Genomic DNA, 26,036 nt, shown 5'->3' on the forward strand with positions numbered 1-26,036 from the left:
CCATTTAACAAATTGACCGAATTAGCTATTAAATTTTAAAAAACCAGGAGTAAGAACCATGTGCCAATATTGCAATGTTGAAAATGAGTCCTCAAGATTAGATTATGTCTACAACCCTAAAAAAGGGCGTCGTGAATTTATATTAGATAGCCTAGCCACCGCTGGGGGCTTGGCCGCAGCCATGAGCTTGCCTTCGCAAGCTTTTGCCAATATGGAAATGCCAGAAGATGAAGTGGTTCGTATCGGCTATCTACCCATTACTGATGCCAGCGCCCTTTTGGTTGCTCATGCCATGGGCTTTTTTGAAGACGAGGGTTTAAAAACTGAAAAACCAACTCTTATCCGCGGTTGGTCACCTTTAATTGAAGGCTTTGCAGCGAAGAAATTTAACCTAGTCCATTTCTTAAAGCCCATTCCTGTCTGGATGCGGTATAACAATAAATTCCCTATCAAAATCACAGGTTGGGCACACACCAATGGCTCAGGGCTAGTGGTTGGAAAACATACGGGCATTGAAGAATTTTCGCAATTGGGTGGTAAACAAATCGCCGTGCCTTACTGGTATTCTATGCACAATATTGTGCTACAAATGGCCTTAAAAAATGCCGGTCTAGAACCTGTGATTCAAGACCAAAAAGATCCACTCAAACCTAATCAAGTCAACCTACAAATTATGCCTCCGCCAGATATGCCACCGGCTTTGGCTGCTAAAAAAATTGATGCTTTTATCGTAGCCGAACCCTTTAACGCGGCGGGCGAATTATTAGCCGGCGGAAAAATGTTGCGTTTTACCGGCGACATTTGGAAAAACCATCCTTGCTGCGTTATTTGTATGCATGATGATGATGTTGATAAAAAGAAAGAATGGTCACAAAAGGTTATGAATGCTGTGGTTCGTGGCGCACTTTATGCACAAGAGCACAAAGAAGAAGTAGCCCATATGCTTTCTCGTGAAGGCAAAAAATACTTACCTATGAAAGCCAATGTTGTTTTAAAAGCCATGACTGATTACTCGGTTGAGCATTATACAAAACCAGCCGCCATTGAACATGCCGACTGGGGCGTTGGTCGTATTGACTTTAACCCTTACCCTTATCCATCAGCCACCAAGTTCATTGTTGATCAACTCAAAGAAACCCTAGTGACAGGCGACATCACTTTCTTAAAAGATTTGGATACTGACTTTGTTGTGAAAGACTTAGTGAATTATGAATATGTTAAAAATGCGATGGACAAGTTCGATGCTTGGAAAAAAGTACCTGGTGTCAATCCAAATGACCCACTGAATCGTGAAGAGGTATTTGTATTATGAGTTCAATCGCGGTAACCCCTAAATTGACTTTGAGCGACTTGTCAAAACGCTTTAAAAGTTTACCCACAGGCGTGCAAGGCTTTGTATATGCAACCATGGGTATGGGCATTTTGCTATTCCTTTGGTGGATTGGGGGGTTATTAATTGCCTCTAATCCAAATACCGAAGCATTTGCCGCTTTTGCACCCGGCCCAACTTTTGTTGCCTTATGGGAACTGATTCTCAATGGCACGCTATGGGAAACCATTTACTCAAGTTTATACCGTATTATCTATGGTTTATTCTGGGGGATTGTGATTGGGGTTCCCATGGGTATTTTGGTCGGTTACTTTTTACCGGTTCGCCAAGTTGCTAACATGCCTTTTCAGTTTTTACGCATGATCAGTCCATTAGCCTGGATGCCCATCTCTGTTTTGGCTTTTGAAAGCTGGGACAATGCCATTATCTTCTTATTGGTTATGGCAACCGTTTGGCCGATCATTTTCGGGACTGCTCACGGTGTGCAACGCATCGATCCCAACTGGTTCCAAGTTGCTCGCAACCTAGGTGCTGATGGTTACCAAATGCTTAGACGCGTCATTCTGCCAGCCATCGCTCAAGATGTGTTTGCAGGGATTCGTTTAGCCATAGGCGTTGCTTGGGTTGTGTTAGTGCCCGCTGAATATCTTGGGGTAACCTCTGGATTAGGCTATGCCATTAACGATGCTCGCGACACTTTAGATTACGACAAACTGGCAGCCATCGTAGTGGTCATCGGTGCGATAGGTTACTTATTAGACTTTGTAGCCGTCAAACTCATCAAACGCTACTCTTGGCATGTTGAATAATTCGACAAAATCCATAAAACCAACCTTAATCGGTTGGTTTTATCATTTCTATGGCCAGTAACCCATCTAAATCTACCCATTCATCTGTCGCGCTGACAGCAAACTCTTTACCCGATTTAGCGGTTAAGGTCTTAATTTGTCCTTCGAATAATTTAGTTTTATCCTCAAACACCAAACGAACAGCTTGACGGTTTGAAGACATGATTTCCAATTGATCATATAACGAACATGCAATACCCATTTTACAAATCCTTACAAAGGTTAACAATTACATTTTACTTTAGCGGTAAACACCACCATAATAGATTTTAATGAAGTTAACAAAATACTATTTTCGCGCTTTTAGAACATTTTTGGGAGTTGCTTTTGAAAAAATATGAACGCATAGACATTACCAATCAAACTGAGTATTTGGTGATCAAAGAAGCAGCCGAAGAAATTGAAAATGCCTACCAGCCAGAAAAAGCCATACACACCATCTTAAGTTTGATTTCCCGACAAATCGGCTTAAATCGTGGGCGCGTTTTACTCCAAGAAGCTAACACCGGATTTTTAAAAGCCGCCTATGCTTATGGACTCACCCAAAATGAAATCGCCAAAAGCCGCTTTGCCATCAAAGAAGGGATTTCAGGCAAGGTCATGCACACTGGAACACCAATTATTGTGCCAGACATTGACCAAGAAACCGACTACCTATGCAGAACTGTTGATCGCTCCACCCTACCACAAGAAACCGTATCTTTTTTAGCAACACCAATTATCCGCAACGGCACTGTTGTGGGCGTCTTAGCGGTTAACCGTTTAAGAAAAAGCACTCGGTCTTTAGACAAAGATTTAAGCCTACTCAAATTAATTGCTGTTTTTATCAGTGAAATTCTCGCTGTACACAACATGCTTGAACGCCAAACCCAAATTCTTAAAGAAGAAAACGAACAATTAAAAGCCCTAACGACCAGCCAAGGCAGTCAGTATGGCATTATTGGCGAAAGCAGCAGCCTTATGAACGCTCTCAATCAAGTCAGTCGTGCAGCCAATGCAGCGGTCACGGTTTTATTAAAAGGCGAATCGGGCACTGGTAAAGAAAAATTCTCTCGAATGCTTCATTTATCATCAAGACGCCAAGATGGTCCGTTTATCGCCATTAACTGCGCCGCCATTCCAAAAGATTTACTGGAGTCAGAACTTTTTGGCCACGAAAAAGGTTCATTTACCGGTGCCGGTAAAACCAAACAAGGCCAAATGGAATTAGCCAATCAAGGCACGCTTTTTTTAGATGAGATTGCAGATTTAGACCTGAGCCTACAAGCCAAACTTTTAAGGGTGTTAGAAGATAAATCTGTGACCCGTGTTGGGGGTGTAAAACCGATTCCGGTGGATGTCAGAATCATTGTGGCATCTCATAAAGATTTAAATGAAGCCGTTAATCTTGGAAAATTTAGACTCGATTTATTTTATCGTCTAAATGTTTTCCCCATTGAATTGCCGCCTTTAAGAGATCGCGCGGGGGATATTCGATTATTAGCCAGACACTTTCTCAACCAAGCAAACCAAGAATATCAACTCAGCACTATTTTTGATGTCGGCGCGATGGAATTTTTAGAACATTACGACTGGCCTGGCAATATTCGTCAGCTTGAAAATGTGATTAAAAGAGCTGTTTTAATGGCAGACCAGCACAGGCTGATTAAAGCCCCTTTGATTCAATCGATTATCAGCGATGAAAAAGCCATCAACCTTGGTGGCAAGGCATCAAGTAACCGTCAAGCTGAAAAAACACCAGCCACTCCTCAAGGTTGGCCCATGCAACAAAATCCTTTTCCAAACACTAACATGGCCCCACAATCCCCAACCTTGGGGCAAGGACAATTTGCCAATTATGAGGGCGGCTACAACCCAGCCTTGAACTCAGCGCAACCTTTTCAACAACCTAACCCATTTGGACAAACGGGTTATTTTGAGAAAAGAGATTATTGGAAAGTGTCGGATGCCGAAGTTGAAACCCTAAAACAAGCCTTAGAAATGGCGCGCGGCAATAAAACCAGAGCCGCTTTAATGCTTAACATGACACCTAGACAATTCAGTTATCGTCTTAAAAAATTAGAGCTTGAAGAATAAGAATGAGACAAAGCTGGCTAATGCCAGCTTTGGAGAAGGTTTTTAGTTGATGGGTTTATAGGCGAAAGGGTTATAAATGATAAGTTTCTTTGTAAAGGGCATTGGCGGTTGAAACTAAGTCGCCACTTAAGGCAAACCCAGTCACTTCAGTGCCTTGGGTATAAAACAGTCTTTGGTTATCGCCCGCCTGCATATTCATTTCCCATTGACCGTGAGTCGCTTTTAAAGGCGGACTTAACATAATCGCCAAGCTCGGTGTTTTGGTTTTTATCAGCGTCGGGATAATATTAAACTGACTGCTATTATCGCCCGCAATATGACTAGCCAGCACTTTAACCTGACGACGAATGGGCTCTAAATAGGCTTGCACCACGCCATCGGTTTCTGCACAATCACCCACCGCATACACATCAGGATCACTGGTTTGACAATAGGCATTGATGCAAATACCCAGGTTTGTTTTTAGCTTAGCTTTTTTGGCTAATTCAATATTCGGTGCTAAGCCGATGGCAGCCAACACCAAACCAGACTCCAAAACTTCGCCTTGGTCGGTTTTTAATTGATAGCCACCCTTTTCTGAGGCATTCATTTCAATGACTTCAGAATTAAAAATAAGATTCACACCACGAGATTTCAATTTTTCGGCTAAGTTTCTCGAAATCATCTCTGGCATGATTTGGCTCATCAAATGCGCGCCTCTCACAATCATATCGACTTCGACACCAAAAGATCGCAAATCCTCCGCTAATTCAGTGGCAATCAAGCCGCCGCCAATCAAAGTGACCTTTGGCTTGTCTAATAGGAGTTTATAAAACTTTTTATAGGCATTTAAATCATTCACCGTCATCATTTCGTGAGCCGCATCACCTGCAATTTTCGGTGATAAAGCCTTAGCGCCTGTGGCTAACACCAGCTTTGCATAACTAAAACTGCCGGTCGTGGTGGTGACTTTTTTGCGCTGGGTATTAATCGACATGACTTTGGTGCGTGTTTTAACCCCTATGCCCAATTCGTTAGCTTTTTCATTGGCAGTTGCTTCAGGTAAATCGTCTGGCGTTCTGTTTTGACTGAGTGCCATTGACAGTGCTGGTTTAGGATAAACCGTGCCATCGTCTGCCGTTAATAAAGTAATCACAGAGTCTGGACTGGCTTTTCGAATAGCCTCAGCGGTTTGCCAACCTGCATAACCTGAACCGATTATTAACACATCTGCTTGATTACTGACTTTGGATTTTGGCTGGTCAGCAGAAGCTGATTTTGCTGATTCATCAATCAACACAAAATCATCTTTGCTCACCAAGCATAGTGGACAATACCAATCATCAGGAATATCAGCAAAACGAGTTCCAGGTGCTAAACCTGAATCTATATCCCCTAACTCTTCGTCATAAATTAAACCGCAAGTTCGGCAAATGTATTTCTGATATGGCTGAGTCATGGTGGCTCCTTAAGCGGCTTCTAGCCTAGCTATTTCTTTTCTTAAATGTTTAATTGACGGGGTAACGATAATCACAAAGTAAGCCTCTCGCTGTTTACGGTGCGCCGCAGCATCAACGATATACCCTTTAGCACCCGCATGTTGCATCACAGAATCCGCCGAGCGTTTGCAAATTTCCGCACCCAATAAACGCGCTTCTAACACAGACTTAATATAGTCTTCGCCTGGGGTATAGGGATCTTCACATAACCCTTGAATAAACTCTAAAGCGTCATCTAATTCTTCTTGAAGCTCTTCTGGCGAATCATCTAGGTAAGCATTGGTTTCACCCAAGGTTAGGTTAGATTTTTTCATTTCATTAATAGAACCCTGAATCACGCCGGCAGCCATTCCGGTTTGCAGCAATATAAATCCAGCTTTCATTTTTTTAAGCAGTGGTGTCACAGGATCTGACAATAAATACTTTTTAGGTAAAAACGCATTGTCAAAAATCAAAGCGTAAGTGCCTGTGCCTTCCATACCCACAAACTGCACCATTTGTTTCATGGTTAATCCATCTAGGTCACAAGGAATTAAAGCCATTGCATCACGGTCTGCTACGCCATCTTTACCATGGACGGTAAAAATTGAACCAAAGAAGTGCTTGCTTGAACCTTCTAAAAGGTTTGAAACCCAAGGTAAAGTGCCATTGATAATGTAACCTTCTTCTGTTTCTGTCGCAGACAATTTTAACTCTTCAATACCTGCAAAATACTTCATTGGGTTAGACAAAGAAGTCGCACCAAACAATTCGCCTTCAACCATCTTCGGCAAAATTTCAGTTTTAAGCCACTCGTTTTCAGAGTTTTCAATATACCAAGCACAAACTGTTTGTGCCCACATCATAAAGCCGGTTGACATACATTCTTCTGAAACCACCGCCATATCTGCAATGGTGCCAAACAAATTCAATTCACCATTATTTTGTGATGGAATATGATGACGAAATGCGCCTGCTTTACCTAACTTTTCTAAAATCTCAGTGGTATAAGTACCATGGTCAATTGAGAGTGTTAGCGGCTTTAAATCTTTTTTAACAATATTCTGAATCATTAGATTTACTCCAATTTAGGCCTGAAATTAACCAGGCCTGGTCAAATTTGGTTTTTATTAAGCGAGTTTTCCACTCATATTGACGGCATTTAAATAAGTATTTGCCACTGGCGACCACTTCATGGCATGAGCCACTAATTCTTCTAGCGTTTCCTTAGATGCGCCTGGAGATTCAATCACAAAAGTGGCACGCACATCTGTCACCCCTAATTTTTTGTTAGGGTCAATATCACCCGTACCCCAAACGGCGGTGATGTTAATATCACCTTCTAAATGCACTTCTAATTTTGTTAAAGGAATACCACGCTGAGTGGCGTTAGCTTGAACCCCAACAGACAAACAAGAACCCAAAGAGAGCAATGCCATTTCAGATGGGTTGGGTGCTGTATCTTCACCCAAAAGAACAGGTGGCTCATCAACGACCACTGGCTCTAAATCACGAACATAGTTAAAGTTCTTAAATTGCCCTTCAAGTACTGTCTTAGACTTTAAGGTTTTAATGGCGTTAGGGTTTGCTTTACCTGCTTCACCCAGTTTATTAAGTCCGTCAGTATCAATTGGACGAATGCAAGATGGGATGTAAATTTCAGTCATGTTGGAACTCCTAGATCGTTTTAATTAATTTTAAATTTATTTCGGTAATCGAAAGTTACCCAGACATAGCGACCAGAATGCCAACACAGCAATAACTATAAAATTCAATAAGTTATCTAATTTTTAGCCCAAACTGTGACTTAAATAATTCACAATTGTTAACAATTAGTTACATTTAACTTAACAATGTAACATTTTGTACGACAAAAAACCTTTTGACGCAATCAAAAATACATTTTATCAATACAAATCAAGCACTTAATAAGTCTGGCATATCGCTTGCATAAGAGTGTTCGTCTATTTATTTAATGTTCAAAAAAAGGAAGAAACTATGTTGTCTAAAGTAGCAATGACTGAAGCAATTATTTTGGCTAAAGCAGAAAAGAAAACCGGTTGGGTAGAAATCGCAGCCGCCACAGGTCTCAGTGAAGTCTATACAACCTCGGCTTGTTTAGGTATGAATCACTTAGAAGCAGAGCCAGCAGCAAAGCTGTGTGCATTTTTAGGATTGGACGCTGATGTTGAAGCGGCACTACAAACTTTCCCTCACAAATCTTGGGACAAGCTCGTACCGACAGACCCTTTAATTTATCGTTTGTATGAAATTGTGGGTGTGTATGGCCCAACCATGAAAGAACTCATTCATGAAAAGTTTGGTGACGGTATTATGAGCGCCATCGATTTCACAATGGATATTGATAAAGAAGAAAATCCAGCCGGTGACCGCGTTGTTGTTAAAATGAACGGTAAATTTTTAGCTTATAAAGCCTGGTAAAACAGGGTTTAGCAAAATTAAATGCCGTTACGCCCAATGGGATAACGGCTTTTGACGACGCCAAAACTTCTTAAAATGTTTAGGCGTGATATGAAAATATTGACCTAACCCTAAATCGATTAACAAGGATTCGATTTCACCAGCTCTGAGCTGCGCTTCAAATACTGAAAACCAATCATTTTCAAGGGTTTGCAAGGATTCTAACCATTGCGATTCTGTCACATCAGATAATTGATGATTCAATTTATCCGGGTAAACGAAATAGCGTTTTTTCGTGCTTAAATTTAACCAGGCCTGGTCGTTTTCAGTGTTAGCGTATGGGTTATTTTGAGGTAAATCTTGGACTGCTGAACCCGACCAATTCGCCAAACCTTTTAGATAAATATCTTCAGTTAAGAAGCACCAATCCTGAGCGATCTGATCAAATTCAGGCAATCGCCCCTCACCCCAAATCCAAACGCTGTTAATCTCAGGCAAGCCCTGCATTCGACGCGTTTCATTTACGGGGTGGGTATAAAACAACATTTGGGTTTCGTTGAGCAACTGTTTCCAATAGGTAGCCGCATTCCCTTTTGGTAGTTTATCTTGTATAGAACAACCCGCAGCTTTTTCAAGTGATGTTGATTGCACATCCACCACCTGCTTGATCGACAAATACCAACGCTGTGGCGCACCATATAACAATTGCACTTGATCTGCTGCAAAGTGCTCATTAAATGCCGTGATTAAAGCCTTAGCTTCACTTTCAGTGACCTTAAGGATATCTGGCGGCATCATCAAAAGTTGATCTCTATCAGGCACCATTTGAACAGGGTCAACCCTTAACCAAAACAAACTGGGATCAAAATTGGCTAAATCCATACTGGCGGTGATTGGCGCTACCGGCAAGGCGTGAGGATAATGCGCCAAGTGACACGCTTGTTCTGCAAATTCGCGAGACTTAGAGGAAAAGGCGTCTGCTTTGGATAGCAGGTTTTGTAGGTGGCGTAAGTTAAGTTTCTTTAACTCAGCGGTTGCGGATTGAACTCTGGCTGCCGGTAATGCATTCGGCAGCCAAAAGGTGACTATTTTGGGTGTCATACCAGCCAATTAAGCTAAAAACTTTAAAATTTCAGCTTCAATATCTTGTTTATTAATCACTGTTTTTTGCGCAATAGGCTTATCAAACAAGGCTTTAATCGGTGCAGGAATGGCAACACCTAAAGTTTCTGAAATGGATTTCAGTGCATCAATATCCTGACCATCCACTTCGCCCGTTAAAGCATTGGCAATTACCGGTGAAAACTTAGTCCATTCGGCAGTTGAATAGATAATGGATTTTAGTGTTTTATTTTCACGACAGGTGTCATGCGCCTTAAAACAAGTCGCGGTATGCGGATCCATCAAATACCCTAAATCATAAGCCTGTTTAATATAAACCTTGGTTTCTTCATCATTACAGAAATCTGCAGCAAAAATCGTTTGGACTTGCGCCAACTCTTCAGCCGTTAACTGATAAAACTTGTCCTTATCCAATGCCAACATCAACTCTTTGGTGCGAGCAGGACCAAACATATCAAACAATATACGCTCAATATTAGACGACTTTAAAATATCCATGGCAGGAGAAATGGTTGGAATAACCGACGTGTTGCGCAAGTCATAGCGCCCTTCGTTAATAAACTGCGTCAGCACATTGTTATTATTTGATGCAATGATGATTTTCTCTACTGGCAAGCCCATTTGGTAGGCATAGTATCCACCTAGAGCATTCCCAAAATTACCACTGGGCACATTTAAATAGACCTTGTCGCCCAATTTAATTTCGCCCTGACGCACCAACTCCAAATAACTATGAAGATGATAAATGGTTTGGAAAATAATACGACCAAAGTTGACCGAGTTCGCCGCAGACAAACTGATGTTATTTTTTTGTAATGTCGCCTTAAATTCATCAGAGGTTAGCAAGGTTTTTAAAGCACTTTGCGCATCATCAAAGTCGCCGTGAATCCCAATCACTTTTAAGTTTGCCGCATCTTCGGTGACCATTTGTAAGCGCTGAACATCTGAAGTTCCACCATCTGGATACATACAGGCCACTTGAATATTTTCTTTGTTTCTAAAGGTATCTAAAGCAGCAGGCCCAGTATCACCAGAGGTCGCAGCTAAAATCAAATATTTTTCGCCACGCGCTTTGGCAATTGCCGACAAAACCGAACCGAAGGGTTGCAAAGCCATATCTTTAAAGGCGCGTGTTGGGCCATGATAAAGCTCACTGACAAATAAGTCATTTGTTACCTTAACCACCGGCACAGGATTAGCAGGGTCATCAAAACCGTCGTATAAACTTAAAGCCTCATCCAAAACAGCTTCAGAAATGTCAATTTCGAATAACTGTAACATCGCTTTGGCGAGCGTTTTGTAGTGGGAATTTAAATGCGCTTCTAAAAACTCTAACCCCAAATGAGGGAGCTTTTCTGGCGAATAGAGTCCACCAAAAGAAGACATGGGGCTTAAAATGGCTTCTGAAAAGCTAAACGCTAAAGGAAAATGGCCGTCATTGCCACGAGTTTCAATAAAGTTCATGATGATTTTCCGTTTTATAAAACTGCTATAAACAAAAAGGCCATAAGGCCTTTCGTCTCTTAAAACCCAGCGTTGGCTTAGGCTTATAAATGATTCAATTATTTAGATTTTTGCCCTAACGCATCCACACGAATGCGCTGAATTGGCGTATCAATTTCAGACATTTGACTTAACTCTGCCAAGGCTTCGTTCATTTTAGACTCTAAGACTTTATTAGTAATCATAACCAAAGTCGCATCTTCTTCATTGTCTTCGTTTGGCTCTTGGTGCAAGTGTTCAATACTCACGGCATTCTTAGCTAAAATAGCCGTTACCTTGGCTAACACACCGGCATGGTCTTCGGCATAAAAGCGCAAGTAGAAAGCGGTTTTGATATTTTCGATTGGCTCAACGGGGGCTGACTGAAGTTGATCCAAAGCAAAGCCCAAGGCAGGTATTTGCGCAGCAGAATCTTGGCTAGATGCACGTACGATATCAATAATATCAGCCACAACCGCACTGGCGGTTGGACCCGCACCAGCACCTGGACCATTATAAAGCGTTGGCCCGACATGATTGCCCTGCACCATGACCGCATTCATCACCCCTTTAACATGCGACAATAATACAGTTTTAGGTACTAAAGTAGGGTGCACTCTTAAAGAATAGCCATTGGGCGTGCGAGAAGCCATGCCTAAATGTTTGATTTCATAACCTAATTTTTGTGCAAAACGAATGTCCGCCGCCGTAATCTTAGTAATGCCTTCGGTATAGACCTTATCAAATTGCAATTCTATGCCAAAAGCAATCGAAGCTAAAATGGTCAGTTTATGCGCAGCATCAATACCTTCCACATCAAAAGTTGGATCAGCTTCGGCATAACCTAAGTCTTGCGCCACTTTTAAAACTTTAGCAAAGTCGGCACCTGGCTTTTGCATTTCGGTCAGGATGTAGTTACCTGTACCATTGATAATACCCGCTAACCATTCAATTTTGTTGGCCGCTAAGCCTTCACGCAACGCTTTGATGATGGGGATACCACCTGCAACCGCGGCTTCATAGGCAATAATGACATTTTTGGCTTTTGCTTTAGCAAACAACTCATTACCAAACTCAGCAATCAAGGCTTTATTGGCAGTCACTATGTGTTTGCCATTGTCAATAGCGGTTTCTAAGCATTGTTTGGCTAAACCTGTACCGCCCATCAACTCAACAACGATATCGACTTCTGGGTTATTCACAACTGCCATCGGATCGTTGGTAATCGGGATATTTTTGGTATCTGCAGAACGAGCCTTGGTTAAATCGCGCACCGCAATTTGCACGATTTCAAGTGTTGCATAACCGCCTAAGCGTCTTTCAATTTCTGAAAGCGTTTGGTTTATAATCTCAACCGTTCCACCACCGACAGTTCCGAACCCTAATAAACCTAACTTAACCTGCTTCACTTGCTCTCCTACACTACTAGTAATTTTTTGAATCTAATTATAGATTGACTTCAATCAGCCCATCTTTACGGAACATATCACGAATCCCGCGAATCGCCTGACGCGTACGGTGTTCATTTTCAATCAAACCAAAACGCACATGGTCATCGCCATAATCGCCAAAACCGATTCCTGGAGAAACAGCAACCTTTGCTTCCGTTAATAACTTTTTAGAAAATTCAATGGATCCCATGGCTTTATATTCTTCTGGAATCGGCGCCCAAACAAACATGGTGGCCTTAGGCGGTACCACTGGCCAACCAATTGCATTAAGCCCTTGGCAAAGCACATCGCGACGGGCTTTGTACATATCAGAAATTTCTTGTACGCATTCTTGTGGCCCTTCTAAAGCCGTGATGGCTGCCACTTGAATCGGGGTAAAAGTACCATAATCCAAATAAGACTTCATACGCTTCAACGCATAAACCAACTCAGGATTACCCACCATAAAACCAACTCGCCATCCTGGCATATTGTAGCTTTTGGATAAGGTATAAAACTCAACGGCTATGTCTTTTGCACCAGGAACCTGCATGACTGAGGGGGCTTTATAACCATCAAATGCAATATCAGCGTAAGCTAAATCGTGAATCAACCAAATACCGTGCTCTTTACAAATGGCGACCACCTTTTCAAAGAAATCTAACTCAACTGTTTGAGTGGTTGGATTGCCAGGAAAGTTTAAAACCAACATTTTTGGTTTTGGCCAAGAGTCTTTAATCGCTTTTTCTAACTCTTCAAAAAAATCGACATCTGGCGTCATACGAACATGACGAATGTCGGCACCTGCAATCACAAACCCATAAGGGTGAATCGGATAAGCTGGATTAGGCACTAAGACAGTATCGCCTTTATCAACGGTCGCCAAAGCTAAATGTGCCAAGCCTTCTTTTGAACCGATGGTGACCACCACCTCTGAATCCATGTCTAGATCAACATCAAATTTGTTTTTATACCAGTTACAAATGGCTCTACGCAAACGCGGAATGCCTTGTGACACAGAATAGCGGTGGGTACCTTCACGCTGAACCACTTCAATAAGCTTATCAACGATATGCTTTGGCGTATCTTGGTCTGGATTTCCCATACCAAAGTCAATGATATCTTCACCTCGGCGGCGCGCTTCGGCCTTAAGTTCTCCAACTATATTGAACACATAGGGAGGAAGTCGTTTGATTCTTTGAAAGTCGGCAGTCACGAGCGTAAACCTTTTTAAAAGCCCAATTTTTCTTAGGGGTAGGTGTCAAAAATTTAATCTAATAATGATACAGAATTGTTTTTTTTCGTCAATTGAAATTACGCTATAATCGGCGTTAAATGCTCTTTAGGAACACTATTTTTTGGCTATATTGAGGCGTAATATTCATGAAATTTACTGAACACCGCGATTCTAATGTGTTGACCGTTCGCCAATATCAACCAGGCCTGGTTAAAATCAATGAACTTCAGATACAAAAAAGCTGCTTTTTTAACCAAAAAACCCTCATTCAAGATTGGCCATGCAGGGCGATTGAAGACCTTAATGAAACCTTATTGGATGACATTTTGGCTTTACAGCCTGAAGTGATTATTTTGGGTACAGGAGAAAACCAAATTTTTCCAGCACCTAAACTGTTTGCCTATTGTGCACAAAAAGGCATTGGATTAGAGGTTATGGACAATGCAGCGGCTTGCCGCACTTATAATGTATTAACCACAGAAGACAGACCCGTGGTTTTGGCGCTCATTTTTGGCAAAGCCCTCGAAAATTAAATGCTTTTATGGGAATTGAATTGCGCTAATGGGCTTTAAACAACCCCTTGGCGTTAACTTTGCGACCTAAATATCTAACTTCAAAATAAAGCTCAGGTTTTTGGGCATCCCCGCTCTGTCCAGCTCTCGCAATCATATCCCCTGCTTTGACTTGCTGACCTTTTTTAACTTCCAAAACATGATTATAGGCATAAACCGTTACATAACCATTATCATGCTTTAACACCACCAAATTGCCATAATGCGGTAAATCATCCCCTGCATAAGCCACTCGACCATCGTCTACCGCAAACACGGGCAAACCGATATCCGGAAAAAAAGACAATCCTGTTCTGCCTGATGAATCTAAGGTATAAGTATAGGGAACCGCATCTGCCATTGGCCAAACCCAATTAACGGGTGCATTATTTTGCAGCGCCTCTACCCCATTACGCCCCTCTTCATCACCTAACAAACTTGGCGCATCACCCACTTGTGGAACAAATAAAGTTTGTCCAGCCGTCAATCGATAAGGCGGCTCAAGATGGTTCAATTTAGCCAGTTGCACCATATCAATTTGGCATTTCAAAGCAATCTCACTGAGCGTGTCGCCCGGGACAATTCTATAATTGTAAGGACATTTATTTACCTTAGGTTTTTCAACCGTTGGCTTAATTTCAGTGTCATCAGCGGTTTCATACCAAGCACTATGCCTGGCTGAACCATTAGGATTGACCGCACAACTGGTTATGAATAAGGTTGTGAACAGCCATATTAAAACGCTCATGACATTTTTAATGATATTTTGCCGACTATCTAAACCCTTGAAAAAATTCAAAACTTACACCCATCCCAAGTATCTTAAAACGATGTATAAAACAATTAACACCACCAAACCATAACCTATCGCATCAACCGAGTTGCGAATTTGGGTTTGATATTTTTCGCCGCCCCAGCGCATCAAACCGGCCACAAGATAAAATCGCGCGCCCCGTCCGATTAAAGACGCTATTAAAAATGGCACAATAGCCATGTGCGTTGCGCCGGCAGCGATGGTAAACAATTTGTAGGGAATGGGACTAAACCCAGCAATAAATACCACCCAAACACCATAGTCTGCAAAAAAGGTTTCTATATGATGATATTTTTCAACATAATTAACCGATTCTAGCAGCGGCCAAATGGCATCTAACATCCAATAACCAATTAAGTACCCAAAAACACCGCCCAATAACGAAGAAAGCGTCGTAATCAGTGCAAAACGATAGGCCTTATCCGGTTGCGCCAAACTCATCGGCATAAGCATCACATCGGGTGGGATCGGAAAAAATGAAGACTCTGCAAAACTCATACCGCCCAAGTACCAAGGGGCTTTGGGGTGCTTAGACCAACTCATCGCTTTATCGTAAAGCGCTGAAAATATTTTCATCGTTCAATTCCTTGTTTCATAGGCACAAATAATACCTCTCCTAAACACTCTTCAATAACCCCTGTTGAGGTTTTCACATAGCCAAACAACAATTGCTGCGCTTCCCCCACCGGCATCACCAAACGCCCACCCTCAACCAGTTGTTCAAATAATTCTTCTGGCACTTTAGCTGGAGAAGCCGCTGAAATAATCCCATTAAAAGGCGCTTTTTGGCGCCAACCCCAATGACCATCATTTAACTCAAACTGAATATTATTGAGCTCTAAGCGTTTTAAAACAGCCTGCGCACGCAACAATAAAGGTTCAATACGCTCAACAGAATAAACCTGTTTAACCAAAAGACTGAGTATTGCCGTTTGATAACCTGAGCCAGTGCCAATTTCTAACACCTTAGTGACCTCACCGGTCTTTAATAACCACTGCGTCATTTTTGCAACCACCCAAGGCTGCGAAATGGTTTGTGCATACCCAATGGGCAAAGCAGTGTCTTCGTAAGCTCTTGAAGCCATTGCCTCATCCAAAAAAACATGGCGCGGAGTCACGCGCATGGCATTCAAAACCGCCAAATCTTCAATATGGTATTCCGCCTGCAAACGCTGCACCATTCGATTGCGAGTTCGCTGCGAGGTCATGCCCATGCCCTGCATGCTGGCAAAAGCCTCGTTGGGAAAAATTAGCGGTTCATTTAACGCATCTAACATAGAGTCTTTCACTTAGCGACTTAGGCTGGGGTTAAAGAAAAATCTGCCGCCCAGCTTTGCAGTAGCGTGTGCATACGGTAGTGGGTTAAATCAATTTGTAAGGGCGTAATGGACACATATCCCTTGTCAATCGCATCAAAATCAGTACCATCAGACGCATCCGCAGCACTGCCAGGTGGCCCAATCCAAAACAATGGCAACCCTCTGGGGTCGTTACCTCTCACCACCTTCTCCGATGCATGGCGGCGACCTAAGCGGGTAATTTTTAAGCCTTTGAGTTCTTCGTAGGGCAAATTTGGCACATTGATATTTAAAATGGTATTAGACTCTATGGGTAAATGTGAAAACTCACTCAATACCTGGGCTAATACTTTCGCTGCCGTGGCAAAATGCTCATAACCACACAAAGAAATCGCTATCGAAGGCTTACCCAAAAACCGACCTTCCGTTGCGGCAGCCACTGTTCCAGAGTAAAGAACATCATCCCCCATATTCGCACCAGCATTGATACCAGAGATGACCATATCGGGATCATCGTCTAAAGCGCCATTCACCCCTAAATGAACACAATCAGTTGGCGTTCCAGAAACGCTATAAACCCCCTCAGAATGCTGAGTCATGCGTAACGGATCTAATAAAGTTAAAGAGTTGCTGGCCGCACTGCGATTACGATCGGGCGCAATAACGGTTAGGGATTTACACAAGGGATGTTGACGCAAGGTTTCTGCCAAACACAGAATGCCCGGTGCAAAATAACCATCATCGTTCGATAAAAGAAGCTTCATACAGTAAAATACTCGCCAAAAGGTAATCGAGCAATTATAAATGACTGGTTTTAAAAAGGGTGACAAACATCAAAATACCCCCACACAAGGATACTCTGAAGAGGAGGATTTAGCCTTATTTCAAAATGCCATGCAAGGTGTCACCCGCTTAGCTACGGATAACAAGGTGCATGCAACGCCTAGCCAACCTAAAGCCAAAAAACTTAAGCACCTTCAAATGCAACCTGAAAGTCACTTGCAATTCGATTTTAATGTGCATGCGGCAGACAATACCCAAAGTGTTGGCACGGATGAATATCTGATGTTTCATCGCAAAGGTTTAAGACTGCAAGAATTGAGCCGACTGAAAAAAGGCGAGTTTCAAGTAGAAGCTGTTTTAGATTTACATGGCTTGATTGTGGACATTGCTGACCAGCAATTAAAGGCTTTTATTCACCAGGCCTGGTCAAAAAAATGCCGTTTTTTGTTGATTATTCATGGCAAGGGTTACAACTCAGAGGCAGGACACCCCATCTTAAAAAACTTAGTCAACCAGCGTTTGCAACAATATCCAAAAGTCTTGGCTTTTTGTAGCGCTTTGCCCAAAGATGGCAGCACGGGTGCGGTTTATGTTTTTTTAAAGGCCCAGTAAATCTTCAAGCTTATTCAGCGGGACCCGCGCCTTCCGGCTCAGATTCATCCAAAATGGGTACAGGCACATCAATGATGGGCAGACTCATCGCTTGAGGTATTTCTGGAACTTCAATCACCCGAACAAATACTTCATTTTCACCAATCATTCCCAGCTTGCGCCGCGCAATGGTTTCTATGGCTTCAGACCCTGACTGCAGATCTTCAACTTCTTGTCGCAATAATTGATTTTTTGCTCGCTGAGCAGCCACTTCTTCTGAAATGCCGTCAAGTCGAGAACTCAGAGAGAGGTATTCGCCTATTCCCCCATCAGAGGATAAAAGGCGAACACTCAATAGGAAAATCACGAACCCAAGAGCGATGAAAATGATTTTCAATGCAAAACCTCCTGGGTTAGAGAAAAACGCTTATTTTTTGAGATTGTAGAAAGTGGCTAAACCAGGGTAAACGGCTTCTGCACCCAAAGCTTCCTCAATACGAATCAATTGGTTGTATTTCGCAATACGGTCAGTACGCGACAAAGAACCTGTTTTGATTTGACCACAACCTGTCGCAACCGCAATGTCCGCAATTACAACATCTTCTGTTTCACCCGAGCGGTGCGAAACCACTGCGGTATAACCGGCTTTTTTCGCCATAGCAATGGCTTCAAAAGTTTCAGTCAAAGTACCAATTTGGTTGATTTTGATGAGGATAGAGTTACCAATCCCTTTTTCAATCCCTTCCGCTAGAATTTTAGGATTGGTCACGAATAAGTCATCACCCACGATTTGTAAACGGTGACCATCTTTTTCAGTTTGGTATTTGAAACCATCCCAGTCAGACTCATCTAAACCGTCTTCGATAGAGATAATTGGGTATTTATCAACCCAGCTAGACAATAAATCGACCATTTCTTTAGAAGACAAGACTTTGTTTTCAGAACCTAAAGTGTAAACACCATCTTTATATAGCTCAGAAGATGCCGCATCCATCGCGATCATAATGTCTTTACCAGCGATGTAACCCGCTTTTTCAATGGCTTCTAAAATAACGGTAATCGCTTCTTCATTAGACTTAAGATCCGGTGCAAAACCACCCTCATCGCCGACTGCGGTGTTATAGCCTTTATCATGTAACACTTTTTTCAAAGTATGGAATACTTCAGCACCGTAACGAATCGCTTCAGCCATGGTAGGTGCGCCGACAGGAACAATCATGAATTCTTGGAAATCCACTGAGTTATCCGCGTGTTCACCACCATTGATGATGTTCATCATGGGCACAGGCATTTTGTAATCATCTGTTTTTAAGTAGGCATACAAAGGCACATTTTTTGACTTGGCTGCTGCTTGAGCAACCGCAATTGAAACCGCCAAAATAGCATTTGCACCTAAACGCGCTTTGTTATGAGTGCCATCCAAAGCAATCATGGCGTTATCAATAGCAGCTTGATCCAAAGCATCTTTACCAATCAATAAGGCTCTGATTTCAGTGTTGATGTTGTTAACGGCTGTTAAAACACCTTTACCACCAAACTTAGACTTATCACCATCACGCAATTCAATCGCTTCACGAGAACCGGTTGAGGCACCAGACGGAGAAATTCCACGACCGATTGAACCGTCTTCTAAAATAACATCGGCTTCAACCGTAGGGTTTCCACGAGAATCGATGACTTGACGAGCTTTAATATCCTTGATAATTGACATTGTTTTTTCCTATCAAAATTAATACTGAACTTTTAAAATTTAATCATTGTAAGGGTTAGACATGACAGGCCAATGACAAGTCACCTGCCGCTCTCAACTTTGAGGTTTCTAACCTAAGAATTCACTTTCAATAAAGCCTTCTGACTTCACCAACGCATCTAAACGCTGCATGGTTTGTAATAAGGGTTTTAAATTGCCTAAAGGCCACATATTTGGACCATCGCTCAAGGCATTTTTAGGGTCTGGATGGGTTTCCATAAAAATCCCAGAAATCCCTGCCGCAATCGCGGCACGCGCCAATACAGGCACCATTTCACGCTGCCCACCCGAAGTCGTTCCATTGCCGCCCGGTTGTTGTACTGAATGCGTGGCATCAAACACCACAGGGCAACCGGTTTGGCGCATTGACGCCAAACCACGCATATCTGAAATCAAGGTGTTATAACCAAAAGAAGTGCCACGGTCACAAACCATAATGTGTTCATTACCCACTTCACGAGCCTTAGCAACCACCTGGTCCATATCCCAAGGCGCTTGAAACTGACCTTTTTTGATATTCACCGGAATACCTTGACGACAAACATTTTGAATAAAGTTGGTTTGGCGCACTAAAAAAGCAGGCGTTTGCATGACATCCACCACCGAAGCGACTTCATCCAAAGGCGTATCTTCATGGACGTCAGTCAATACAGGCACCCCAATTTCATCTTTCACTTTTTGCAAAATACGCAAACCTTCTTCAACCCCTAAACCACGAAAGCTTTTGGTTGAAGAGCGATTAGCTTTGTCATAAGAAGACTTATAGATAAATGGAATCCCTAACTCATCGGTCATTTCTTTCAATTTAAAAGCCGTTTCTAACGCCAAGGCTTCCGATTCAATGACGCAAGGGCCGGCAATTAAAAAAAGTGGCTGATCAATGCCGGCTTCAAAATGACATAATTTCATAAGGGGTTCTCTTATTTTTTAAATTGGTTAGCGGCTTCAACAAACGCTTTAAACAATGGATGACCGTTGCGGGGTGTTGAGGTAAATTCTGGGTGAAATTGACAAGCCACAAACCATGGGTGGTCGGCAATTTCAATGGTTTCTACCAAGCTACCATCTTCTGATTTTCCGGCAAAAATCAAACCCGCTTCCTCCAATCTTGGAATATAACCATCGTTTACTTCATAACGGTGTCTGTGTCTTTCACGGATGCTATCTGCGCCATAAATCGCGTGCATTTTGGAGCCAGGCGTTAGACTACAAGCTTGGCCACCTAAACGCATGGTTCCGCCTAAGTCAGCATGCTCATCGCGTTGAATGACTTGGCCTTCTTCATCGGTCCACTCGGTAATCAGTGCGACAACCGGATGAGTGGTCTTTGGATTGAGTTCTGTGGAGTGCGCATCTGCCATACCTGCAACATGACGAGCATATTCAACCACGGCCATTTGCATCCCTAAACAAATGCCTAAATAAGGAATCTTATTTTCACGGGCATACTGAATCGCAGCAATCTTTCCTTCCACGCCTCTTTCACCAAACCCACCGGGGACTAAAATCGCGTCTGCGCTTTCAATCATGCCTGTGCCGTCAGTTTCAATGTTTTCAGAGTCGATGTAATCAATATTAACTTTGGTTTTGGTATGAATGCCCGCATGAATCAAGGCTTCAATCAAAGACTTATAGGCTTCGGTTAAATCAACATATTTACCAACCATGGCAATCTTAACTTCTTTTTCTGGGTTAAGTTGCGCATCGACCACCGCATCCCAGTCTGATAAGTCTGCCGCAGGCAATTCCATTCTGAAACGATTAACAACCAAATCATCCAAACCTTGCTCATGTAACATTCTGGGGATTTGGTAAATGGTTTTAGCATCTAAAGAATTGATAACCGCCGCTTCTTGCACATTGGTAAACAAGGCAATTTTGCGTCTTTCGCTTTCAGCTAAGGGGCGCTCAGAGCGACAAATTAAAATATCAGGTTGAATCCCGATGGAGCGTAGTTCTTTAACTGAATGTTGCGTCGGTTTGGTTTTGACTTCACCGGCGACAGCAATATAAGGCAATAGGGTTAAATGCATAAAGATCGCACGGTCACGCCCGACTTCAATCGAAAGCTGACGAATCGCCTCTAAAAACGGCAAAGATTCAATATCCCCAACCGTGCCACCCACTTCCACCAAGGCAACATCAGCACCTGCGGCACCGAGTTTGATGCGGCGAATAATCTCATCGGTAATGTGAGGAATCACTTGAACAGTGCCGCCTAAATAATCACCGCGTCTTTCATTACGAATCACGCGATCATACACCTGACCGGTTGAAAAACTGTTGCGTTGCGTAAAATGACGCTGCACAAATCGTTCATAGTGACCCAAATCCAAATCGGTTTCTGCGCCATCATCGGTCACAAAAACTTCACCGTGTTGAAACGGGCTCATGGTGCCAGGATCGACATTGATGTAAGGATCCATTTTGAGCATGCTGACTTTTAAGCCACGCGCTTCTAAAAGCGCACCTAATGAGGCTGCTGCAATGCCTTTCCCAAGAGAAGAAACTACGCCACCCGTTACAAAGATAAATTTTGTCATGAAATCACTATTGAATTGAATAATCAGAATGGGTGTGAATTATAGCGTAAAGCAGGATTTACAGCAAACTATCTCAGGGGTTTAGACAGGCGGGTTTTGATATTGACTCAAGGTCTTGAACCCAAGAATTGCGACCAATTGATTTTCATACGCCAACACCGGCCAAATTTCACGCAGCCAAGGGGCAATTTTATGGTTTTTAAACCAAGTTTTGAGCCCGGGCATTGCTTGCAAATCACTCGGATGAATACTTCTAATCGAAAGCCCTTCTCGCAACCAAGCAAAATCTACTTGATGACTTAAAAACCATTTAGGAGAAATCAAAGTTTTAAAAGGATACCTCAAAGACAGCTTTGAAAAATTCTCAAAATCATAATGATAAGGACGACCTAACTCTGCCTGACAAAGGCAATATAACGAAAATCCATGAATCCGTAAAACATAGCCATTTGCCAAAGCAAAACTGGGCGAAGACGATGACCGATAAGACGCCAAAGTATGTCTTAGCCACTCAAAAATAGATTGGTTAATACCCAATTTTAAATGCGTTTGAAACCAATACTGCAAAACATTTTTTTGACGCGCCCAATCCAAACCGTCCAAAACTTGCAAATCCAATCCATAGACAGAGCAATTTTTATCCCCCACATCAATCAAAGCTAACTGCTCTAACAAACTGGCCGATTCATGCAATAAAGAGGCTGAAAGCGCAATATTTTGCTCTGAAAATGACCAGGCCTGGTTAAATTTAGGCAAGATTTCATGCCGCACGAAGTTGCGTTTAAAGTCGATATTTTGATTAGACGGATCTTCTACCCAAAACAATTGATGCTCAGTGGCATAAGCCAGCAAAGCTTCATACGGCACATTTAATAAGGGTCTTGCTTGGTGCAACTGAGTCGATTGAAAAGTTTTGTCCGTTTCTGGGGTCATCCCACTCAGGCCTTGTACACCTGACCCTCTTGCCAAAGCCATTAAAACGGTTTCTGCCTGATCTCGCTGATGATGTGCCGTTAATAAAACCCCTTGATCTCGAATTAAATGCGCAAAGGCTTCATAACGCTTTTGGCGAGCCACGGCTTCAATACCTTGACGAGCAACCGCTTTCACTTCAACTGGAATTGCAAAAAAAGTGACCAGCCAGTTATCACAGATTTGTTTGCAATGACTTTGCCAGTCATCGGCTGCTGCTTGCAAACCATGATGCACATAGACAGCTGTTAAATTCAGTTTGGGATTGGATAAACGCAGTTGCGTTAAGGCGTGTAATAAAACCGTAGAATCTAGGCCGCCACTAAAAGCAACCCAGAGAGGAGAGGTGTTTTGCGCCACAAAATCTTGTAACGCACTGACCACTTGTTGTGGCGAAGCATTATTGGCCACAATCAAAAAGCTTAAACGATTTCAAAGTTTCCATAACCCATGTAACGCTGATAACGGGCTGGCAATAATTGATCAATTGGCTTATCTCTGAGTAAAGTGAGTTGTGTCAGCAAGGCGTCTTTTAACGCAGAAGCTGAAGCCGCATGATCACGATGTGCACCGCCCAAAGGCTCAGGAACTATCACATCTACCAGCCCAAGTTCTTTTAAGCGCGAGGCAGTAATCCCTAAGGCAGCCGCCGCATCGGGTGCATTCGCCGCATCTTTCCAAAGAATGGAAGCGCAGCCTTCTGGCGAAATGACTGAATAGGTGCTGTATTGCATCATCATAGTGACATCACCAACGCCAATCGCCAAAGCGCCACCCGATCCACCTTCACCTATCACCGTGCAAATGACTGGCACTTTCAATTCTGACATTTCAATCAAATTACGCGCAATAGCTTCGCTTTGACCACGCTCTTCAGCATTAATCCCTGGATAAGCACCTGGCGTGTCAATAAAAGTTAAAATGGGCAGTTGAAATCTTTCGGCCATTTTCATTAGGCGCAAGGCTTTACGATAGCCTTCTGGGCGCGGCATCCCGAAATTGCGTTTAATTTTTTCTTTGGTATCTCGGCCTTTTTGTTGACCAATCACCATAACGGCTTCACCATTAATACGAGCCAAACCGCCCATAATAGCAGGATCATCTGCAAAAGCACGATCACCGTGTAATTCTTTAAAGTCGGTGAAAATATTTTTTAGATATTCTTTTAAATAGGGACGCTGAGGATGTCTGGCTACCTGAGCAATTTGCACATCACTGAGTTTCTTAAAGATGGCTTCTGTCAGGTTCTTGCTTTTCGATTCGAGCGCAGCCACCTCTTGAATTAAGTTCATATCTTGCCCATCTAAGTGGCGCAATTCTTCAATTTTGGCCTCTAATTCCGCGATGGGTTGTTCAAAATCTAAAAAATCTAATTTCATGAAGTGGTTCCCTAAGACAATTTCTGTCTAACTGACAGACGAAAATTTTTTTGAGCATTCTAACAAAATCCAACAATAAAATCAGCTTATATCAAATGGCCGTTACAGCACTTTGCTTGGCTTGATTCACTCTTTCATAGACTTTTAAAAGGCCTTGATGCTTCTGACTTTCAGCAAACATCGCCTGTCCAAAAGTCATTCCCCACAACACTTCTTCGCCTTCAATATTGGCCATCACTTGCTTAACCAATGTCTCTCCAAAGAGCGTTTTATGCACCTCTAGGTTAATTTCTGAATCCCAATCAGAGTCTTGCGCCGCCAAAATAAACCCTAACACCTGGTAGCGTTTGCCTAAATTTGCATCATGCACATAATAACTAGCCGTTTCTAATAATTCGCTCACCAAATAACGATCTGCAAAACTTAAGGCTAGCGCCAATTTAAGGTCAATCACTTTAAACTGTTTCCAAGGGCTGTTGTCATCCGGTAATAACCCAATTAAGTTTGCAACATTTTGATGGTCGCTAAATCCTAAGTGATCAATTTCTTCATAAGCAAACTCAAAATCTTGGGCGGCTTGGTCAGAGTCTGCCAATTCATTCAACAACTCACGCAAAGTTCTACCCAGATTTTGATTACGACTCAACAACTCATCCATGGGATAAATTTCGGACATTCCTGGCACTATCACCCTTGCCGCAGGCACGCCATAATAATCGTAAAAACCTGAATAAACGCCAAAACCTAGGTTTTGCACCTTGGTCACCAAATACTGCCATTGCTCTTGGGTCGTGCCCTCAAAATTCCATGGAACAAACGCATAATCATATTGATGAGAAATAAAATGCGCGTGCATCAAGCCACTGGAGTCAATAAAGTGATTTTCAATATTTTCATCATCTCCAACCAAGTCTTGGTCAAAAATCGGTAATTGAAAGCCATCCAATAACTCTAAACTACGCCCCTGTAATGACTCCGTTAAGGTTCTCTCCAAAGCCACCTCAAAAATTGGATGCGCGCCAAAAGAGGCAAAACAAGTGCCGGTATTTTGGTCAAACAAGGTGACATTCATCACCGGATAAAAACCGCCTAAAGAGGCATCTCTAATCGAAACGGCAATGCCTTGCGCTTGCAATTTGGCTCTGGCTTCGACAACGGTTGGCAAAGTTTGGATGATGGCTTCTGGTACTTCAGGCAAACAGAGATTTTCACGCAATATTTTGGCTTTAACCCAGCGCTCAAAAACCTCAGACAAACCCTGCACCTTGGCCTCTAACTCAGTATTTCCCGCGCACAACCCATTACTGGCGTACAAGTTACTGAACACACTCATCGGAAAATAAACCAACTCCCCGCTGGCCTCATCTTTTAAGGGCAAACAACGCACCTTTTGACTGTCATCATTTAAGCTGAGTAAATCTTCACCCGCCCATTCTTGCTCTGGGTCATATATATCCCAAAGTTCTGGGGTTAAGGCTTGGCGAAAGTCATCCACATTTAAAGATTTTTCATCTGGGTAATACAACCAACCCTGAGCCGTTTCTTGGCCCAGCCAAAAATCCGAGAAAAAGTAGTTGGTTTCAACACGCTCGAAAAATTCACCTAACGCACTGGCTAAGGTTGCTTTACGGCTGGCGCCTTTACCATTGGTAAACAGGGCGGGGCAAATGGCATCTTTAATATGAACCGAATACACATTGGGCACGGGATTCAACCAAGAGGCTTCTTGAATTTGAAATCCTGCGGTCGCTAAACCACTTTGCATCTTTTGAATCGATGCCTCAAGACAAGCGTCCTTACCCTTAATAAATGTTTGTTCAACCATCTTATTCACCCTTGTAGCCCGCTTAAATTCAAGCATCTGAGCCGTGTTAAAAAAATAATGCAATAACCTAGTAAATAGGTAGAATAATATTCACAAAAACCAAAAAACGGTTTTAATATTAATCATG

25 protein-coding genes are annotated in these 26,036 nt (G+C 42.5%); 6 read left to right on the plus strand and 19 right to left on the minus strand.

Annotated elements, in window-relative coordinates; translation table 11 throughout:
- Positions 1-58 precede the first annotated feature (58 nt).
- Positions 59-1,312 (plus strand): ABC transporter substrate-binding protein, encoded by a 1,254-nt coding sequence (locus THMIRH_RS07670; protein ID WP_173291531.1) that lies wholly within the window; start codon positions 59-61, stop codon positions 1,310-1,312.
- Positions 1,309-2,139, plus strand: a complete 831-nt coding sequence (locus THMIRH_RS07675; RefSeq protein ID WP_173291532.1) for an ABC transporter permease — start codon at positions 1,309-1,311, stop codon at positions 2,137-2,139. The genes THMIRH_RS07670 and THMIRH_RS07675 overlap by 4 nt, the downstream gene beginning before the upstream one ends.
- A gap of 25 nt (positions 2,140-2,164) precedes the next feature.
- Here the strand turns inward: THMIRH_RS07675 and THMIRH_RS07680 are convergent, their stop codons facing one another.
- The gene (locus THMIRH_RS07680; protein ID WP_173291533.1) at positions 2,165-2,380 is read right to left on the minus strand and encodes a hypothetical protein; all 216 of its coding nucleotides are present in this window, start codon (positions 2,378-2,380) and stop codon (positions 2,165-2,167) included.
- 125 nt (positions 2,381-2,505) lie between these two features.
- Here THMIRH_RS07680 and THMIRH_RS07685 point away from each other — a divergent pair, with 125 nt between their 5' ends.
- Positions 2,506-4,254 (plus strand): sigma-54 interaction domain-containing protein, encoded by a 1,749-nt coding sequence (locus tag THMIRH_RS07685; protein ID WP_173291534.1) that lies wholly within the window; start codon positions 2,506-2,508, stop codon positions 4,252-4,254.
- Positions 4,255-4,324: 70 nt separating this feature from the next.
- Here the strand turns inward: THMIRH_RS07685 and THMIRH_RS07690 are convergent, their stop codons facing one another.
- The 3 genes from THMIRH_RS07690 to THMIRH_RS07700 are packed head-to-tail and all read right to left on the minus strand — an operon-like array spanning position 4,325 to position 7,378.
- Positions 4,325-5,692: an FAD-dependent oxidoreductase gene (locus THMIRH_RS07690; RefSeq protein WP_173291535.1), complete on the minus strand. Its 1,368-nt coding sequence runs from the start codon at positions 5,690-5,692 to the stop codon at positions 4,325-4,327.
- Positions 5,693-5,701: 9 nt separating this feature from the next.
- Positions 5,702-6,784, minus strand: coding sequence for an acyl-CoA dehydrogenase family protein (locus THMIRH_RS07695; RefSeq protein WP_173291536.1), 1,083 nt, complete (start codon positions 6,782-6,784; stop codon positions 5,702-5,704).
- Positions 6,785-6,841: 57 nt separating this feature from the next.
- The gene (locus THMIRH_RS07700; RefSeq protein WP_173291537.1) at positions 6,842-7,378 is read right to left on the minus strand and encodes an OsmC family protein; all 537 of its coding nucleotides are present in this window, start codon (positions 7,376-7,378) and stop codon (positions 6,842-6,844) included.
- 331 nt (positions 7,379-7,709) lie between these two features.
- On the opposite strand from THMIRH_RS07700, the gene cynS reads away from it, so the two are divergent.
- Positions 7,710-8,153 carry a cyanase gene (cynS, locus tag THMIRH_RS07705; protein WP_173291538.1) on the plus strand — a complete coding sequence of 148 codons (444 nt, stop codon included), beginning with the start codon at positions 7,710-7,712 and terminating at the stop codon, positions 8,151-8,153.
- Between the two features lie 27 nt (positions 8,154-8,180).
- On the opposite strand, the gene THMIRH_RS07710 is transcribed toward cynS, so the two are convergent.
- The 4 genes from THMIRH_RS07710 to alaC form a co-directional block, all read right to left on the minus strand.
- A complete protein-coding gene (locus tag THMIRH_RS07710; RefSeq protein ID WP_173291539.1) occupies positions 8,181-9,233 on the minus strand; it encodes a hypothetical protein in 1,053 nt (350 codons plus the stop codon).
- A 9-nt stretch (positions 9,234-9,242) separates the two neighbouring features.
- Entirely contained in the window at positions 9,243-10,718 is a 1,476-nt protein-coding gene (thrC, locus tag THMIRH_RS07715; RefSeq protein ID WP_173291540.1) for a threonine synthase, read from the minus strand.
- A 98-nt stretch (positions 10,719-10,816) separates the two neighbouring features.
- Positions 10,817-12,145: a homoserine dehydrogenase gene (locus tag THMIRH_RS07720; RefSeq protein WP_173291541.1), complete on the minus strand. Its 1,329-nt coding sequence runs from the start codon at positions 12,143-12,145 to the stop codon at positions 10,817-10,819.
- A gap of 37 nt (positions 12,146-12,182) precedes the next feature.
- A complete protein-coding gene (alaC, locus tag THMIRH_RS07725) occupies positions 12,183-13,382 on the minus strand; it encodes an alanine transaminase (protein WP_173291542.1) in 1,200 nt (399 codons plus the stop codon).
- Positions 13,383-13,549: 167 nt separating this feature from the next.
- Here alaC and THMIRH_RS07730 point away from each other — a divergent pair, with 167 nt between their 5' ends.
- Entirely contained in the window at positions 13,550-13,936 is a 387-nt protein-coding gene (locus THMIRH_RS07730) for an Mth938-like domain-containing protein (RefSeq protein WP_173291543.1), read from the plus strand.
- Positions 13,937-13,961: 25 nt separating this feature from the next.
- Here THMIRH_RS07730 and THMIRH_RS07735 read toward each other — a convergent pair whose 3' ends face one another.
- Genes THMIRH_RS07735 through surE form a run of 4 tightly spaced genes read right to left on the minus strand, consistent with a single transcriptional unit; the run spans position 13,962 to position 16,830 of the window.
- Positions 13,962-14,753 carry a LysM peptidoglycan-binding domain-containing M23 family metallopeptidase gene (locus THMIRH_RS07735; protein ID WP_173291544.1) on the minus strand — a complete coding sequence of 264 codons (792 nt, stop codon included), beginning with the start codon at positions 14,751-14,753 and terminating at the stop codon, positions 13,962-13,964.
- Positions 14,754-14,756: 3 nt separating this feature from the next.
- Positions 14,757-15,344 (minus strand): YqaA family protein, encoded by a 588-nt coding sequence (locus tag THMIRH_RS07740; RefSeq protein ID WP_173291545.1) that lies wholly within the window; start codon positions 15,342-15,344, stop codon positions 14,757-14,759.
- Positions 15,341-16,057, minus strand: a complete 717-nt coding sequence (locus THMIRH_RS07745) for a protein-L-isoaspartate(D-aspartate) O-methyltransferase (protein ID WP_243831410.1) — start codon at positions 16,055-16,057, stop codon at positions 15,341-15,343. The genes THMIRH_RS07740 and THMIRH_RS07745 overlap by 4 nt, the downstream gene beginning before the upstream one ends.
- Before the next feature lie 8 nt (positions 16,058-16,065).
- On the minus strand, positions 16,066-16,830 hold the full coding sequence (gene surE / locus THMIRH_RS07750; RefSeq protein WP_173291546.1) for a 5'/3'-nucleotidase SurE: 765 nt from the start codon (positions 16,828-16,830) through the stop codon (positions 16,066-16,068).
- Between the two features lie 40 nt (positions 16,831-16,870).
- Here surE and THMIRH_RS07755 point away from each other — a divergent pair, with 40 nt between their 5' ends.
- Positions 16,871-17,461 carry a Smr/MutS family protein gene (locus THMIRH_RS07755; protein WP_173291547.1) on the plus strand — a complete coding sequence of 197 codons (591 nt, stop codon included), beginning with the start codon at positions 16,871-16,873 and terminating at the stop codon, positions 17,459-17,461.
- Positions 17,462-17,471: 10 nt separating this feature from the next.
- Here the strand turns inward: THMIRH_RS07755 and THMIRH_RS07760 are convergent, their stop codons facing one another.
- From THMIRH_RS07760 to ycaO, 7 genes are all read right to left on the minus strand, one after another.
- Positions 17,472-17,795, minus strand: coding sequence for an FtsB family cell division protein (locus THMIRH_RS07760; RefSeq protein ID WP_243831411.1), 324 nt, complete (start codon positions 17,793-17,795; stop codon positions 17,472-17,474).
- A 72-nt stretch (positions 17,796-17,867) separates the two neighbouring features.
- Complete coding sequence (gene eno, locus THMIRH_RS07765; protein ID WP_173291549.1) at positions 17,868-19,151, minus strand: phosphopyruvate hydratase; 1,284 nt, start codon at positions 19,149-19,151, stop codon at positions 17,868-17,870.
- A gap of 108 nt (positions 19,152-19,259) precedes the next feature.
- On the minus strand, positions 19,260-20,099 hold the full coding sequence (gene kdsA / locus THMIRH_RS07770; RefSeq protein WP_173291550.1) for a 3-deoxy-8-phosphooctulonate synthase: 840 nt from the start codon (positions 20,097-20,099) through the stop codon (positions 19,260-19,262).
- A gap of 11 nt (positions 20,100-20,110) precedes the next feature.
- Positions 20,111-21,733, minus strand: coding sequence for a CTP synthase (locus THMIRH_RS07775; protein WP_173291551.1), 1,623 nt, complete (start codon positions 21,731-21,733; stop codon positions 20,111-20,113).
- Positions 21,734-21,814: 81 nt separating this feature from the next.
- Positions 21,815-23,116 carry a tRNA lysidine(34) synthetase TilS gene (tilS, locus tag THMIRH_RS07780; protein WP_173291552.1) on the minus strand — a complete coding sequence of 434 codons (1,302 nt, stop codon included), beginning with the start codon at positions 23,114-23,116 and terminating at the stop codon, positions 21,815-21,817.
- 11 nt (positions 23,117-23,127) lie between these two features.
- The gene (locus THMIRH_RS07785) at positions 23,128-24,084 is read right to left on the minus strand and encodes an acetyl-CoA carboxylase carboxyltransferase subunit alpha (protein WP_173291553.1); all 957 of its coding nucleotides are present in this window, start codon (positions 24,082-24,084) and stop codon (positions 23,128-23,130) included.
- 91 nt (positions 24,085-24,175) lie between these two features.
- Positions 24,176-25,909, minus strand: coding sequence for a 30S ribosomal protein S12 methylthiotransferase accessory factor YcaO (ycaO, locus tag THMIRH_RS07790; RefSeq protein ID WP_173291554.1), 1,734 nt, complete (start codon positions 25,907-25,909; stop codon positions 24,176-24,178).
- Positions 25,910-26,036: the final 127 nt, after the last annotated feature.

The organism is Thiosulfativibrio zosterae (assembly GCF_011398155.1).
GTDB classification, from domain to species: Bacteria; Pseudomonadota; Gammaproteobacteria; order Thiomicrospirales; family Thiomicrospiraceae; genus Thiosulfativibrio; species Thiosulfativibrio zosterae.

What these genes read in the sequence shown, in the direction of transcription:
- THMIRH_RS07670 (WP_173291531.1), top strand. Translation starts at nt 59, where the DNA reads ATGTGCCAATATTGCAATGTTGAAAATGAGTCCTCAAGATTAGATTAT.
- THMIRH_RS07675 (WP_173291532.1), top strand. Translation starts at nt 1,309, where the DNA reads ATGAGTTCAATCGCGGTAACCCCTAAATTGACTTTGAGCGACTTGTCA.
- THMIRH_RS07680 (WP_173291533.1), bottom strand. Translation starts at nt 2,380, where the DNA reads ATGGGTATTGCATGTTCGTTATATGATCAATTGGAAATCATGTCTTCA.
- THMIRH_RS07690 (WP_173291535.1), bottom strand. Translation starts at nt 5,692, where the DNA reads ATGACTCAGCCATATCAGAAATACATTTGCCGAACTTGCGGTTTAATT.
- THMIRH_RS07695 (WP_173291536.1), bottom strand. Translation starts at nt 6,784, where the DNA reads ATGATTCAGAATATTGTTAAAAAAGATTTAAAGCCGCTAACACTCTCA.
- THMIRH_RS07700 (WP_173291537.1), bottom strand. Translation starts at nt 7,378, where the DNA reads ATGACTGAAATTTACATCCCATCTTGCATTCGTCCAATTGATACTGAC.
- cynS (WP_173291538.1), top strand. Translation starts at nt 7,710, where the DNA reads ATGTTGTCTAAAGTAGCAATGACTGAAGCAATTATTTTGGCTAAAGCA.
- THMIRH_RS07710 (WP_173291539.1), bottom strand. Translation starts at nt 9,233, where the DNA reads ATGACACCCAAAATAGTCACCTTTTGGCTGCCGAATGCATTACCGGCA.
- thrC (WP_173291540.1), bottom strand. Translation starts at nt 10,718, where the DNA reads ATGAACTTTATTGAAACTCGTGGCAATGACGGCCATTTTCCTTTAGCG.
- THMIRH_RS07730 (WP_173291543.1), top strand. Translation starts at nt 13,550, where the DNA reads ATGAAATTTACTGAACACCGCGATTCTAATGTGTTGACCGTTCGCCAA.
- THMIRH_RS07740 (WP_173291545.1), bottom strand. Translation starts at nt 15,344, where the DNA reads ATGAAAATATTTTCAGCGCTTTACGATAAAGCGATGAGTTGGTCTAAG.
- surE (WP_173291546.1), bottom strand. Translation starts at nt 16,830, where the DNA reads ATGAAGCTTCTTTTATCGAACGATGATGGTTATTTTGCACCGGGCATT.
- THMIRH_RS07755 (WP_173291547.1), top strand. Translation starts at nt 16,871, where the DNA reads ATGACTGGTTTTAAAAAGGGTGACAAACATCAAAATACCCCCACACAA.
- eno (WP_173291549.1), bottom strand. Translation starts at nt 19,151, where the DNA reads ATGTCAATTATCAAGGATATTAAAGCTCGTCAAGTCATCGATTCTCGT.
- kdsA (WP_173291550.1), bottom strand. Translation starts at nt 20,099, where the DNA reads ATGAAATTATGTCATTTTGAAGCCGGCATTGATCAGCCACTTTTTTTA.
- THMIRH_RS07775 (WP_173291551.1), bottom strand. Translation starts at nt 21,733, where the DNA reads ATGACAAAATTTATCTTTGTAACGGGTGGCGTAGTTTCTTCTCTTGGG.
- THMIRH_RS07785 (WP_173291553.1), bottom strand. Translation starts at nt 24,084, where the DNA reads ATGAAATTAGATTTTTTAGATTTTGAACAACCCATCGCGGAATTAGAG.
- ycaO (WP_173291554.1), bottom strand. Translation starts at nt 25,909, where the DNA reads ATGGTTGAACAAACATTTATTAAGGGTAAGGACGCTTGTCTTGAGGCA.